The following is a 12,638-nucleotide window of genomic DNA, read 5'->3' on the forward strand; positions in this document are numbered from 1 at the left end:
CCGATATGAGATGAAAAAGAATAACTTATTTCTAATATCGTTTCTCCCAGCGCTTCTTTATTGGTATCTGGAAGAAACACAGACAGTGGAGATTGCCATTATTGGTGGTCTTTCACTGGCGATTATAGAAATCATATTTGAAAAGATCTTCTTTAAACATATTCACTCTATTTCTAAATTAAATTTCATTATCATTCTAGTTCTTGGACCAATCTCTTTAATTGGACACGATGGTGTGTGGTTTAAGCTTCAGCCATTTTTTACAGGCCTCTTTCTAAGTGGCTTTCTGATCTTTAATCTTAGGCAAGGAAAAAGCTTAATGCTTACCATGATGGAAGATATGGAAAAGAAAGCAAATATTCCCGAAGAGATCATGACAAAGATCGAGTACCACTTGGCTTACTTCTTACTCTTTAATGGAATCTTTATGGGCTACCTTGCTATTTATGAATCAACTTCACGTTGGGCCTTCTTTAAATCCATCGGTTTCTATATCGTTTTTGCCGTCTTTCTTGTTTTAGAAATTATTATAATAAGACGTGAGGTTAAGAAGATTATGCTTGAGCAAATGCACTCTCAAGCCGATATGCTACATACACACCGTGGAGGACCATTTGACTAAAACAGGCGATATAGTTGAGATTGAAGAGTTTGATATTGCTCCTGGGCGCACCCTTGCCGGGCGTTATGTTGTCATTGAGAAACTTGGTTCTGGTTACGAAGGTGAAGTTTACCGCGTAAGAGAAAAACACACCAATATTGAAAGGGCCGTAAAAATTTACTTCCCGCAAAGAAATAAGAAATTCAAGGTAAGCACTAGATATTCATTGAAGCTTGAAAAGCTTAAACATAGTCCAATTGTTATGGACTGCCTATCGCATGAATTAATTACTCTTAAAGGTCAAAAAGTTGCCTGCCTAACATCTGAGTTTATTGAAGGGGAGATGCTTGGAGAGTTTATTCAAAAACAAAAGAATAAGCGTCTGGAAATCTTTTCTGCCATCCACTTACTTTATTCGATTGTTGTCGGTGTTGAATCAATCCACTTAGAAGGTGAGTATCATGGTGACCTTCATACTGAAAATATTATTATTCGTCGCTTTGGATTAGAGTTTGATTTAAAGATTATCGATCTTCACCACTGGGGCGATTCGAAAAAAGATAATCGCGATGAAGATATTATCAAAATCATCAGAATTTTCTATGATATCCTAGGAGGACAGAAGCATTATAAAAAGCTATCACCATCGATTAAGTACATTATTTGTGGACTTAAACGTGGGATGATCTTAAATCGTTTTAAGAATATTAGTATGCTTCGCTATCACCTAGAAACCATGGATTGGTCAGATGCCGTTTAAGAAAATTGTTTCCGATATACAAGAATTTGAACATGAAATTTTCGATTTTGGTGATTATCGAATTGGTTACTTCATAGCTAAACACAAACTAAAAGAAACTAATGACAATAACGAAGATGCACTCTTTATTAGTGGTGAAGAGAAATCTTTTGTTGTTGGAGTTTCTGACGGTGCTGGAGGACATCCACGTGGCCGAGATGCGGCCGTTGCTATCGTTGAAGCTGTGGCCCAGTATAAAGATGGAAGTAATTGTATTGAACTTATTGAAACGGCCAATCAACACGTCTCTGACCTTAAGGCCGGAGCAAGATCAACTCTTGCCTTTGCCCAGATAAAAGATGATATGGTTCGCTTCTACCACGTTGGGGATTCGGAAATTCTTTATTGGAATGCCCACGGCAATGAAATCTATACTTCTACTCCGCACTCTGGAGTTGGCCATATGGTTAAGGCCGGCGTTCTAGGTCAGGAAGAATCCCTTGCTCACCCTGAAAGAAATTACGTTAATAACCTCATGGGTGATGACGTTATTAAGATTGAATCAACTTCTGGGGCCAATATCAAAAAAGGTCACACCATTCTCATTGGAAGTGATGGTTTATTCGACAATATCCCTCATGACTCCCTTACTGAACTTATTGGACAGGGGATTTTTGATAAGTCATTTGAAAACCTCGCTGAGTTTTGTAAAATTCAAAACGAAGATGCTTGGCTTAAGTACGATGACATCTCTTTTATCGCGATTCGAAAGGTTAAGGCTTAGAATTGTCCAGCAGGATAACTTCCAAGAATCTTAATGTCATTAGCGTCGCGCTTTAACTCTTTAAGGCATTCTTGAACCTTGTCATTGTGAAGGGCACCCATGAAGTCCACGTAGAAGATATATTTAAACGGCTCGTGTGGAATAGGGCGGGATTCTAGTTTTGTTAAGTTGATGCTGTAGTCAGCGAAAACTTGTAGGCAACCAAGAAGTGCTCCTGGGTGGTGCTTTGTTGTGAAAGCGATACTTGTTTTTTCTTTCCCAATTCCTGTTGGAATATTCTTTTCTTTGACGAAAATTAGAAAGCGCGTGTAGTTTGCCGCTTCATCTTGAATCTTTTCTTGAATGATATTAAGGCCGTAGTAGTCAGCGCATAGACGAGATCCAACACAGGCTTCATTCAAAGACTTCGACTCTGAGATAATTTTGGCAGAACCTGCAGTGTCGAATTCAGCAACAGGTTTTAGGCCTTGATCTTTAAAAAAGCCATGGCATTGGGCCAAGGCAATCGGGTGAGAGTAGACGGCCTTAATGTCCGCTACATCAACACCCTGATTGGCCATAAGGCAATGGTTAATTTCTAGGTAGAGTTCGCCAATGGCAAAGAAGTCATGTTTAAAAATTAAATCCATATTGATATCGACGTTTCCGACGATGCTATTTTCGATAGGTAAGATGGCACAAGCGACTTCCTCATTTTCAAGGGCGCTACATACGTCTTCACTTAGGGCAATGCCCACGGCCTTAACGTCTTTACCAAAATATTTATAGAGTGCTTCTTCTGAGTAAGAACCTTTGGTGCCTTGAAATGCTACCTTCATGCCTTTATTCAATTCTCAAGCCTTTTAACTACTTTATTAAATGATTCAATAAAGTCCTCACGGGTTTGTTTGGCATATTGATTATGCTCATTCATATCCGCGAATAATTCCCATGAATCATTTTCGACAGTCTTGAGAATTTTTAAAAGTCTTCGGTAACCTTTAGTGTCGATAGGAAGTTTTTTCGCATCCATATCCATTAGCGTTCTCCCAATCATGTGAGTGAGTAGAAGAGAGTGTGAAATTTGTTTATCGTGTTCTGCGGCAGTTGTTTCAATAACTTTAATTCCATGAAAACGCATAAAGGCACAGATCTTTTGATAATACTTATCTTCAATGCGAACAGGGCAAACCGCTATCTTTGTTCCAAATAATGTTTCACCCGCTGAGTCCGGTCCAAACATTGGGTGAGTTGCAAGGATACTTACTGATTCAGGTAAGTATTTCTTCATCACTTCAACAGGCATTTCTTTGACAGAACAAACATCAGCAATGAGAGCATCCTTTGATAACATTGGTGCTATTTCTTTAATGACTGCTTCAAATTTATTCATTGGAACAAAAGGGATGACGATTGGATTACTTGCAACTTCTTTAAGAGACTTGAAGTGACAACCCATGGCCTCAACTTCCGTTTTTACACTTTCGTTGATGTCATAAACCTCAACTGTAAAATCTTCTTCTAGGTATTTTGAAATTAACTTTCCAAGTCGTCCGAAACCAATTATTCCAACTTTCATTAACAAAGAACCTTTTTTATATTTTCATAAGCTTGTTCAATACGTTCAACAGAATCTGTAAAAGCTAGGCGAATATAATCATCTTGACCAAAAAACTTTCCTGGAACAAGAGCGACACCAGCTTCTTCAATTAGCTTTTGAACCATCTCAATAGAATCCTTTACGATACCTTTTTCAATAAATGGTTTTATATCTAAGAATAGATAAAATGCTCCTTGAGGCTTAGAGACTTTAAAGAGTTGAGAAAATAATTCATAGGCACGAGTTTTGCGCTCATGCATGGTCTTAAGCATATCGCCAATAATTTCATCACTATGCTCAATGGCATTGATTGCACCATATTGAGTAAAAGGTGGAATATTTCCACAAAGATGACCTTGAAAACTATCAACTTTCTTAATGAATTCTTCCTTGGCAATCATGTAACCGACACGAAAGCCTGTCATACAAAATGATTTTGAAAAGCTTTGAATTGAAATTGAACGATCTGCGATTTCTTTACCAAGCATAAGAGGTGAGACGAATTCACAGTCATAAGTCAGAGACTCGTAGGCTTCATCACTTACGATAATTAAATCATGAGCAATAGCAAGCTCTCCAAGTTCTGTTAATTCTTTTCTTGTATACACAGCACCTGATGGATTATTTGGTGTATTGATATAGATTGCTTTTGTCTTAGGTGTAATAGCGTTCTTAATTGCATCAAGATCAAGGTGAAAATCTTCTTGTGAATTAACAAAAACAGACTTTCCTCCAGCTAGCTTGATACTTTCAGGAATAGTTACCCAATATGGGATAGGGACGATAACTTCATCACCTTCATCTAGAATTGATTGAAAAGAGTTGAAAATAATTTGCTTTGAGCCATTACCTACGAGAATATTTTGAGGGCCAATCTGAGTATTGCAACGTTTGTTAAAGTAACTTGCAATAGCTTGCCTTAACTCTGGCTCACCACTTACTGAAGAATACTTAGTTTTCCCTTTCTTGAGGGCCTCATAGATTGCTTCAAGAATACTTTCTTTTGGTAGAAAATCAGGCTCACCGATATTTAAACCGATGATATCCTTTCCTTGATTTCTAAGGTTTGTAATTTGTGCCGATATCTGGATACTTCCAGACGGAGCAATTCCTTCCACTCTTTCAGATACTTTCATAATTTAATTATATCACTTTTTAAGATTCTTTCTTAAAATCATTCATCATTCGAGTTTGCTCTCTAACTGATTCAGTGTGAATTGCGTGGTATAGCTCTTCAACAAATCTGCGATCAAGAGATAGCTTTTCACCCTTAGCAATACGATCATTCATTAGCGTATCCATTCTTCCTACTTGAAGTGGAGTTACGTTATTTGCACTCTTAAGTGCACCAATCTGCTTAACGATATTCATACGCATATGCATAAACTCTAGGATATCATTATCAATTTGATCGATTTTATTTCTAAGTTTATTAAGTTCGTCTTCAAAGCCATCATTGTGTCCAATAGCATCTCTTACTTGTAGGTGAGTGATGATATCGTGAAGCATTTTTGGAGTTACCTGTTGAGCGGCATCACTTAATGCTTTTTCTGGAGTGATATGAGTTTCAACCATCACACCATCCATATTCATATCCATGGCCTTCTGACATACTTCTCCAATTAGGTTGCGATTCCCTGCAATGTGTGAAGGGTCACAGATAATTGGAAGCTCAGGCATAAGTCTTTTTAATTCAATTGGAATTGCCCAGTAAGGCTTATTTCTATATTTCGTTTTTTCTGCACTTGAAAAACCTCTGTGAATCGCAGCAAGTTTATCAAGACCTACATTTGAGAACCTTTCGATAGCACCCATCCAAAGAGCAAGGTCTAAATTGATTGGGTTCTTCACCATAACAGGAATATCGACACCTTTAAGAGCTTCTGCAATTTCTTGAACAGCAAAAGGTGAAACAGTTGTACGTGCCCCAATCCAAAGAATATCAACGTTATGTTTTAGTGCTAATTCAACGTGAGAGGCATTGGCAACTTCAGTTGTAATTGGAATATTAAAATCTTTTCTAACTTGTTCCATCCAAGGAAGACCAACAAGACCTACACCTTCAAATGTATTAGGGCGAGTTCTTGGCTTCCAAATTCCTGCACGAAAGGCGTCCACTTTGCCATTCTCCACGAGCTCTTTTGCAATTTGATATACTTGCTCTTCACTTTCCGCAGAACACGGGCCTGCGATAACAAGTGGTTTTTCATCAATTTTTATCCAAGAGTTTAGTGGCGCTATTTTCATGTGACATCCTTTAGGCTTTCTTTTTGGTCAAGTATTAAGATAAATTTATATTACTCAATACAATACTATTCAAGTCTTTAACTCATCGAAATTGACTTAAATTTTCTTAATTTATTCAGTGTTTATTTGTTCTAAATGGAATTATTTGCTTAGGGATAGTTATGGGCCCAATATACTCGAAATATAATGAACCCACGACAAGAATTATGGAATATAAATAGCTGAGTTTTTCTCGTTTTCTTTCACTTCTAGACGTGAAATCCAAACGCGACCGTCTGTCTTCTTTTTAATTAGTTCAGACATTTTCTCATAAACAAATTCGGCCGTTCCTTCCATTCCTGCATTTGGAAGGACTCGAAGTTGAACAACACCAGCTTCATCAAGTTTTTTAAATTCTTCCATAAATGGATCGTCTTGTGATGCAAGAAAAGTGTGATCAAACATATCATCAAGCCAAGCTTTAACGTCTTTAAGATCACCAAAGTCCATTACCCACATTTCCTTAGTCAGCTGTGAACATTCAAATTCAAAGTGGAATGAGCGTGAGTATCCGTGAACGAATCGACAATGTGAATCTGCTTTCCATTGACGGTGTGTACATGGGAAGCCATAGAAGTGTTTTGTTGATTTAAAAGTGGCCATAATTATCTCCGTTTAAGTATCTACACACTAGCATAGATCGGGTAATCATGGCCACATGATCTAGCCCCAGATGGGACTATAACTTGATAGTTTTGATATCTTCATTAAGTTCTTTCGTAGCTTTTTTGGTAAAGATGAGGGTAGGGGAATACTTGAAAGCTACGCCCAGAACAAGAAGAGTTTGGATAATGAAGATATTGCGATTAATATCTTGTCCTCCTTCTGCTGCCACGAGATTTCCTTGTGAAGGGAACCATCTTAGGGCAATAAAGTAAATCGCAACTGGTAAGAGCATATTCACTAGGCCATTGTAGACCCTCTCTTTCGAATTCTTAGGGGGATTTAAGAATTCATTTAAAAGAGCGAATCCTAGGGATAGAAGTGATAGTGCTGTAAATACCACGCTCATTACAGGGTTTTGGAAAACTTGAATGGATAAGAGTGCCAAGACACCAAAGAACATATAGCTTAGTAAGCGATACTTCTTGCCCTTGTCATCTTTCTCCGAAAAGAAATCCACTAAAAAAACTAAATTGAATACTGTGAATACGATTGTTATTGTCATGCCCTGCATATCGGGGCTTTTACCAATGTCTAAACTTAAGAAAATGCTAAAAAAGGCTAAATCCTCTTTAACAAATTGCTTTAAATAAGCTACGCTCTGTCTATGACGAATATCACGAGTACACAAGGTTTTATCATTCACGATCAGGTCGTTGATCAGGCAAATCATATGGATTTAATCTTCTGGATTAAGACATCAGAGGATGTGATCAAAGTAATTATTTCAAATGAAAGACCTCTCTTTTTTATTGAAAGTGATGCTAATTTAAATCTTAGCTTTCAAGGAGAAAGAAAGAAGTTAAACCTTAAGGCCTTTAATGGCAGAACTTTAGATGGTATCTATTTTAATCGTCATAAAGATCTTATGGATACGAGAGAGCACTTTCATAAAAATGGGATTCGTACCTATGAAAGTGACGTTAGGCCAAATGAGCGCTTCCTTATGGAGAGATTCATAAATGGAGAAGTACTTATTCAAGGTCAAGTTCAAATGATTGGCAATATGCGTGTCTTCCACAATCCTCAAATGAAGGCTTTGGGAATTCATGAGTCCGCCCAAAAACCAACGCCTAATTTTAATATCATGTCCTTAGATATTGAAACGAGTATGGGCAATGATCTGTATTCGATTGCGATACATCAAATAGGTGATCGCGATATTAAGAAAGTTTATATGGTTGATGAAAGCGGCCAATATACTAATGATGAGTTAACAACTTTTTATCGAAGTGAAAAAGAGTTAATGATTGCATTCATTAATGATTTTCCTGATTATGATCCTGACTTCATTGTTGGGTGGCACGTTATTGGTTTTGACTTAAAATTTTTAGAGCGCAAGTGCCAACAATTTGGCATTAAATTTAATCTTGGCCGTGATGGCTCGCAAGTACGTCTTAGAGAAAGAAAGGGAGCCGGTTGGTTTTCAACAATAGCTGGTCGTCAGGTTATTGATGGCCCGCCAACTTTAAGAGCAGCATTCTATCAATTTGAAAATTTTAAACTTGATACTGTTGCTACTGAAGTTCTTGGTGCAAATAAAGATATCACTGAAACAGGAATGGATAAGGTTGAAGAAATTACAAGACGTTTCTTAGAAGAAAAGCATGCTCTTGCAAAGTATAATATTCTCGACTGTACTCTTGTTTTAGATATTTATAAAAAGTTAGAAATTATTGAACATCTCTATCGTCGCGTACAATTAAGTGGAATGTTAATTGATCGTTTATCAAGTTCAACACGTGCTTTTGATCATATTTATTTACCACGCCTACACCGTAAAGGTTTTATTGCGGGAAATACCTTAGATATTGATAAGGAAAGTGCATCTCTGGGTGGACTTGTTATTGAAGGAACGAAAGGCCTTCATGAAAATGTTGTGGTCTTAGATTTTAAATCTCTCTACCCAACAATTATTAAAACTTTTAAGATTGATCCACTTTCGCGCTTAAAAGGGGATGTGAATTCAACAATACTTAAAAATGGAGTTGCTTTCTCTAAGACAGAGCATATTCTTCCAGAACAAATTGACTTTCTTTTAAAACAGCGTGAAATAGCAAAAACAAGGCAGGATAAGAACTTATCTCAAGCCGTTAAAATTCTCATGAATTCTTTCTATGGTGTAATGGGCTCTGGTGGTTGCCGCTTTTATCACGCGGATCTAGCGACATCGATAACATCAACAGGTCAGTGGCTTCTTAATGAATCCATGAATTATGCACGCTCTCTTGGCTACGAAGTTGTCTATGGTGATACTGATTCTGTTTTCATAAAATTAAAGTTCTTAGAATCATCTCAAAAGGATAAGGCCGGTACAGATCTAGCTCGTAAAATAACAACTCACTTAACGGAGTTAATCGAAAGAGATTACGACCTCGAGTCTCATCTTGAAATGGAATATGAGAAATGCTTTAAGAAGTTGTTTATCCCTGAATCTCGAAGTTCTGAAATGGGTGCAAAGAAGCGCTATGCCGGAATTTTTGAAAATGGTGAATTATATTTTTCTGGAATGGAGTTTGTTCGTTCTGATTGGACGAAGGCCGCTAAAAGCTTTCAGTATGAAATCTATAAGAGGTTTTTTAATTCAGAGTCTTTAAATGAATATATTAAGAATTACGTTAATGATTTAAAGAATGGTTTTTTTGATAGGCAATTGGTTTATTCAAAACGATTATCAAAAGATATCAGCGAATACACAAAAACAAATCCTCCTCATGTAAAGGCCGCTAGGTTATTACAGGAGAGAGAACCTGATAAGAACATCAGAAAAATCGATTACTTAATGACGCTTCATGGCCCTGTTCCTCTTGTTTTTGCGCCTAAGGACATCGATTATCAGCATTATATTGATAAACAGTTATCACCAGTTGCAACTGATGTGCTAAAATTTATGGGTATCTCCTTTGACGATATTGTCATGGGTTCACAAATGAGTTTATTTGAATGAGCGATCAAGAATATACAGCACCAAAAAGAAGCTATAAGAAGAACTGGGCCTTCATGGGTTCTGTTTTTTTTATCATGGCAATCTTTTACATTTTTTTCAAACGCGATTTCTACTTATATGTTTGTGAACAAGAAAATAATGCTCCGGCCTGTTTCTTATTATCTGATATTTATCAGGAAGATGGGGAGTATGCTAAGGCACAAAAGTATCTTGAGCTATCTTGTCAGAATAAATATGAAATCGCCTGCAACAAGCTTGGAAGGGGCATTCCGGCCAGTATCGTGAAATAGGTAAGCTTTTATTTGCTAACCATCCCTTGAACTTTTTAGGCTTCTTATATATCCTATTTAGCAGTTCAAAGGGGTTGTATTTTGATTCGAACACTAATTGATATTTATATTTTTATTCTCATTATTGATGTGATTATTTCTTATATCCCTCAATATAAATCACATCCAATTTGTGTAAGAATAAAGCAGCTCTCTGATTACACATGTGGCCCTGTTCGTCGTATGTTGCCAGAAATGGATATTCCATTTGATATCTCTCCGATGATTGTGATTTTATTTTTAAAGATTTTCGTCGCAGTTTTTTAGTTTCTTTGTAATTTCAAATTCTTGCCAATACGTATCAAAAGTTATTAAATTATAATTATATGTATTGCCTATGGAGGGGTTAGTGCACAACGAGTTTGATTTTCTTACACAAGAGACTTTTAATCTTAATACACAAGAACAATTTTTAGCTGATGAAGATTTTCGCAATGAATTTCTTTTTGGCTCACAAAGTTTAGAGTCTGAATCAGAATCATGTGTTGAATATCCTCAAACCTCTGGTTTCGTATACAATATCGTTAAAAGTAGCTCGACTTTTAGTATTCGTGGTGTAATTACAGATAATATTAGTGAAACATTCGAATTAGCTAGCTCTGGCGATGTATCGACACTTAAGTCACTACGAATTGAAAAGAGTGAAGTGGCCGAATCTCTTTACTACGAAATTCCTAACTTAGATCTTGCTCAAGTTATTTACGATCAAATTTTTAATAAGCGCTTCCCTTTAGAGGAAGATTTAATTTGCAATATCTCTGACCCGGGCTTTAGCTGGTGGTATCAAAGAAGTGACGATGCCATTCGCATTAATTTTAAAAGCCATAAGCTTGAGGGGAGCGGACAAAGACTGAAACTAGGTCCAATTGGCGATGTGTGTATCGCAAGTATTCTTTTCACACGTCTGGAAAAGGCCCTGGAAGAGAAAATGAATCTTTTAGAGTTTAGTATTTCAGAAAAGCATTTCATTCTAAAGCCGAAAGATCGCTTTCACCGAATATTTGAAGAATTATCTTTAGTTTTTGAAGAAGGAGAGCTTGATAGTGATGCTCAGATTCTAAGAGGACTTGATGAGACTTTGAAATTATATCTAATTGAGTTGGCAACTATCAGAAAGTTTTGGCTTCAAATCGAGTCTTTAAACACAAATTTTGATTATTCGACTTCTCAAAATCTTCTTTCGTAAACGAATAAAAAAACTTCGAATCGCCTTTGTGCACTTTGTCACGATAAGTTTTCCGTGAGAAAACTACTTGTGTGAAATTTTGAAACGCATTAAAATATTGATATTGGGAAAAAAAGTATTCATGAGGAATACTTCGCAAAAAACAGGATGTAAGTTTGCAGTTTTCACTAGGAAGAAATCGTGGACCTTCTGCGTCAGGGTCTGCATCGACGACTAATAGTAGTTCAGAGCAAAATTCAAGAAGTGCAGCAATGCAAAAAGCGATTGAAAGAAATCGTGCAAAGATGGCCTCGAGACAAGATCAAAGAGGGACTCCTGCAGGTGCACCGAGTCGTGCTTCTGCCCCAATGGGAACGCCGCCTCCAATGCCTAGGGCATCTGCAACAAGTGCTCGTCCAAGACCAATGTCTGCTCCATCTCGTGATGAAGGAGCATCAAGTGAATCCGGATCGTCTGTATTGGCGAAACTTAGAGCACAACGAGCTCAACGTGAAGCAAGTGCAGCACCAAAACCATCAGTTTCAGCTTCACCAAGTGCAGCTCCAACAAGAAAACCAATTACTCAAGCAGATAATATTGAAATGTCTTCACCTCTTAGAAAGAAGACAACAGCTCCTGCAGCTGTTAATTATGCTGACCAAACACCAGTAAAGGCAATTGCTAAGGCCAAGACTGCGGTAAGCGCTAAGAGAAAAGTAAAATCTAAATCTAAAAAGAAAGGTGAGCTTACGCACTGGGGTGTGAAGTTATGTTGGGGATTTTGCTTATTCCTTCTAGGCCGCTTAGTTTTTTCTCAGGGTGGGGTAATTGAATACTTTGATAAGAAATCGACGCTTGATCAGGCTTACCATGAAGTGACTCTATTAAAAGCAGAGAATGATGGCCTAATGAAAGAGCTTGATTTAATCAGAAATAATCACCGCTATAAAAAGAAACTTGTCCGTGATCACTTAGGTTATATCGCTCGTGATGAGTATCTTATTTTATTCCCAGAGACTTCTGAAACTTCTGATCGAGGGCTTTCTTCCATTTAAGTTGGGAGCCCTTAGTAATTCCGTACTTCTTTGCCATACCGGCATGCAATTCTAAAACAAATTGACCTTGATAAACCTTAGTTGTTGGAATCTTTTGCGGTTCATTGCGACTTGGATAATGAGGTAGTGTTTCAATAGCAATAACTTTAAAGTTCTTATCTAAAAAAATAATATCGAGATCAAAGTAAGTATCAGGCATCCAAAACTTTAGTGGCATCTCTTGCTGATAGACAAAAACGAGGCCTTCACTTTTCTTCATCTTGTTGGCCTTTAGTCCACTTAGGCCTTGTTGCTTTTCCTCTTCTGATACTGCCCAAGAGACTTTAATCTCATTCTTCTTTGGCGTAATCATGATCTTCTCGGCCCACTTCGGATTAATAAATTGGGCATGTGAATGTGTGCCTAGCGTTAATAGTAGAAATACAAAAAATGTACTGAGAATATGTGAAGAATTTGTTATAAATTTCATACCAAAAAACTATATATCAAG

Annotated in this window: 15 protein-coding genes; 8 read left to right on the plus strand and 7 right to left on the minus strand. The window is 37.1% G+C overall.

The window, feature by feature from the left end:
* Positions 1–10 precede the first annotated feature (10 nt).
* The 3 genes from ACMAWV_RS04205 to ACMAWV_RS04215 are packed head-to-tail and all read left to right on the plus strand — an operon-like array spanning position 11 to position 2,124.
* Positions 11–622, plus strand: coding sequence for a septation protein IspZ (locus ACMAWV_RS04205; protein WP_103216396.1), 612 nt, complete (start codon positions 11–13; stop codon positions 620–622).
* Positions 615–1,361: a protein kinase domain-containing protein gene (locus tag ACMAWV_RS04210; protein WP_412469883.1), complete on the plus strand. Its 747-nt coding sequence runs from the start codon at positions 615–617 to the stop codon at positions 1,359–1,361. The genes ACMAWV_RS04205 and ACMAWV_RS04210 overlap by 8 nt, the downstream gene beginning before the upstream one ends.
* Positions 1,351–2,124 (plus strand): PP2C family protein-serine/threonine phosphatase, encoded by a 774-nt coding sequence (locus ACMAWV_RS04215; RefSeq protein WP_103216398.1) that lies wholly within the window; start codon positions 1,351–1,353, stop codon positions 2,122–2,124. The genes ACMAWV_RS04210 and ACMAWV_RS04215 overlap by 11 nt, the downstream gene beginning before the upstream one ends.
* Here ACMAWV_RS04215 and pheA read toward each other — a convergent pair.
* The 6 genes from pheA to ACMAWV_RS04245 all read right to left on the minus strand — a co-directional run bounded on the left by pheA (position 2,121) and on the right by ACMAWV_RS04245 (position 7,157).
* Positions 2,121–2,942 carry a prephenate dehydratase gene (gene pheA, locus ACMAWV_RS04220; RefSeq protein ID WP_146037739.1) on the minus strand — a complete coding sequence of 274 codons (822 nt, stop codon included), beginning with the start codon at positions 2,940–2,942 and terminating at the stop codon, positions 2,121–2,123. The two genes, ACMAWV_RS04215 and pheA, sit on opposite strands and share 4 nt — an antisense overlap.
* Before the next feature lie 8 nt (positions 2,943–2,950).
* Positions 2,951–3,682, minus strand: coding sequence for a prephenate dehydrogenase/arogenate dehydrogenase family protein (locus ACMAWV_RS04225; protein ID WP_412469882.1), 732 nt, complete (start codon positions 3,680–3,682; stop codon positions 2,951–2,953).
* Positions 3,682–4,839: a pyridoxal phosphate-dependent aminotransferase gene (locus ACMAWV_RS04230; protein ID WP_412462944.1), complete on the minus strand. Its 1,158-nt coding sequence runs from the start codon at positions 4,837–4,839 to the stop codon at positions 3,682–3,684. Before ACMAWV_RS04230 ends, ACMAWV_RS04225 begins: the two co-directional genes overlap by 1 nt.
* A 19-nt stretch (positions 4,840–4,858) precedes the next feature.
* Entirely contained in the window at positions 4,859–5,950 is a 1,092-nt protein-coding gene (locus ACMAWV_RS04235; RefSeq protein ID WP_103216402.1) for a chorismate mutase, read from the minus strand.
* A 204-nt stretch (positions 5,951–6,154) separates the two neighbouring features.
* On the minus strand, positions 6,155–6,592 hold the full coding sequence (locus ACMAWV_RS04240) for a 6-carboxytetrahydropterin synthase (protein WP_103216403.1): 438 nt from the start codon (positions 6,590–6,592) through the stop codon (positions 6,155–6,157).
* 76 nt (positions 6,593–6,668) lie between these two features.
* A complete protein-coding gene (locus ACMAWV_RS04245) occupies positions 6,669–7,157 on the minus strand; it encodes a hypothetical protein (RefSeq protein ID WP_412469881.1) in 489 nt (162 codons plus the stop codon).
* A 102-nt stretch (positions 7,158–7,259) separates the two neighbouring features.
* Between ACMAWV_RS04245 and ACMAWV_RS04250 the strand changes: the two genes are divergently transcribed.
* From ACMAWV_RS04250 to ACMAWV_RS04270, 5 genes are all read left to right on the plus strand, one after another.
* The gene (locus ACMAWV_RS04250) at positions 7,260–9,599 is read left to right on the plus strand and encodes a DNA polymerase II (protein WP_412469880.1); all 2,340 of its coding nucleotides are present in this window, start codon (positions 7,260–7,262) and stop codon (positions 9,597–9,599) included.
* On the plus strand, positions 9,596–9,889 hold the full coding sequence (locus tag ACMAWV_RS04255; protein WP_412469879.1) for a hypothetical protein: 294 nt from the start codon (positions 9,596–9,598) through the stop codon (positions 9,887–9,889). The genes ACMAWV_RS04250 and ACMAWV_RS04255 overlap by 4 nt, the downstream gene beginning before the upstream one ends.
* 81 nt (positions 9,890–9,970) lie before the next feature.
* Complete coding sequence (locus ACMAWV_RS04260; RefSeq protein ID WP_021266446.1) at positions 9,971–10,195, plus strand: YggT family protein; 225 nt, start codon at positions 9,971–9,973, stop codon at positions 10,193–10,195.
* 82 nt (positions 10,196–10,277) lie between these two features.
* Positions 10,278–11,114, plus strand: coding sequence for a hypothetical protein (locus tag ACMAWV_RS04265; protein ID WP_103216408.1), 837 nt, complete (start codon positions 10,278–10,280; stop codon positions 11,112–11,114).
* 155 nt (positions 11,115–11,269) lie between these two features.
* On the plus strand, positions 11,270–12,148 hold the full coding sequence (locus tag ACMAWV_RS04270; protein WP_103216409.1) for a septum formation initiator family protein: 879 nt from the start codon (positions 11,270–11,272) through the stop codon (positions 12,146–12,148).
* Here the strand turns inward: ACMAWV_RS04270 and ACMAWV_RS04275 are convergent.
* Positions 12,093–12,617, minus strand: coding sequence for a DUF192 domain-containing protein (locus ACMAWV_RS04275; protein ID WP_412469878.1), 525 nt, complete (start codon positions 12,615–12,617; stop codon positions 12,093–12,095). The genes ACMAWV_RS04270 and ACMAWV_RS04275 overlap by 56 nt on opposite strands.
* Positions 12,618–12,638: the final 21 nt, after the last annotated feature.

It is taken from the genome of Halobacteriovorax sp. RT-1-1 (assembly GCF_047085455.1).
Taxonomy (GTDB): domain Bacteria; phylum Bdellovibrionota; class Bacteriovoracia; order Bacteriovoracales; family Bacteriovoracaceae; genus Halobacteriovorax_A.

Bases quoted from the DNA above. Each gene is read 5' to 3' on its own strand.
- pheA (WP_146037739.1), bottom strand. From the start codon at position 2,942: ATGAAGGTAGCATTTCAAGGCACCAAAGGTTCTTACTCAGAAGAAGCA.
- ACMAWV_RS04240 (WP_103216403.1), bottom strand. From the start codon at position 6,592: ATGGCCACTTTTAAATCAACAAAACACTTCTATGGCTTCCCATGTACA.
- ACMAWV_RS04215 (WP_103216398.1), top strand. From the start codon at position 1,351: ATGCCGTTTAAGAAAATTGTTTCCGATATACAAGAATTTGAACATGAA.
- ACMAWV_RS04235 (WP_103216402.1), bottom strand. From the start codon at position 5,950: ATGAAAATAGCGCCACTAAACTCTTGGATAAAAATTGATGAAAAACCA.
- ACMAWV_RS04250 (WP_412469880.1), top strand. From the start codon at position 7,260: ATGACGAATATCACGAGTACACAAGGTTTTATCATTCACGATCAGGTC.
- ACMAWV_RS04245 (WP_412469881.1), bottom strand. From the start codon at position 7,157: ATGACAATAACAATCGTATTCACAGTATTCAATTTAGTTTTTTTAGTG.
- ACMAWV_RS04255 (WP_412469879.1), top strand. From the start codon at position 9,596: ATGAGCGATCAAGAATATACAGCACCAAAAAGAAGCTATAAGAAGAAC.
- ACMAWV_RS04230 (WP_412462944.1), bottom strand. From the start codon at position 4,839: ATGAAAGTATCTGAAAGAGTGGAAGGAATTGCTCCGTCTGGAAGTATC.
- ACMAWV_RS04205 (WP_103216396.1), top strand. From the start codon at position 11: ATGAAAAAGAATAACTTATTTCTAATATCGTTTCTCCCAGCGCTTCTT.
- ACMAWV_RS04225 (WP_412469882.1), bottom strand. From the start codon at position 3,682: ATGAAAGTTGGAATAATTGGTTTCGGACGACTTGGAAAGTTAATTTCA.
- ACMAWV_RS04275 (WP_412469878.1), bottom strand. From the start codon at position 12,617: ATGAAATTTATAACAAATTCTTCACATATTCTCAGTACATTTTTTGTA.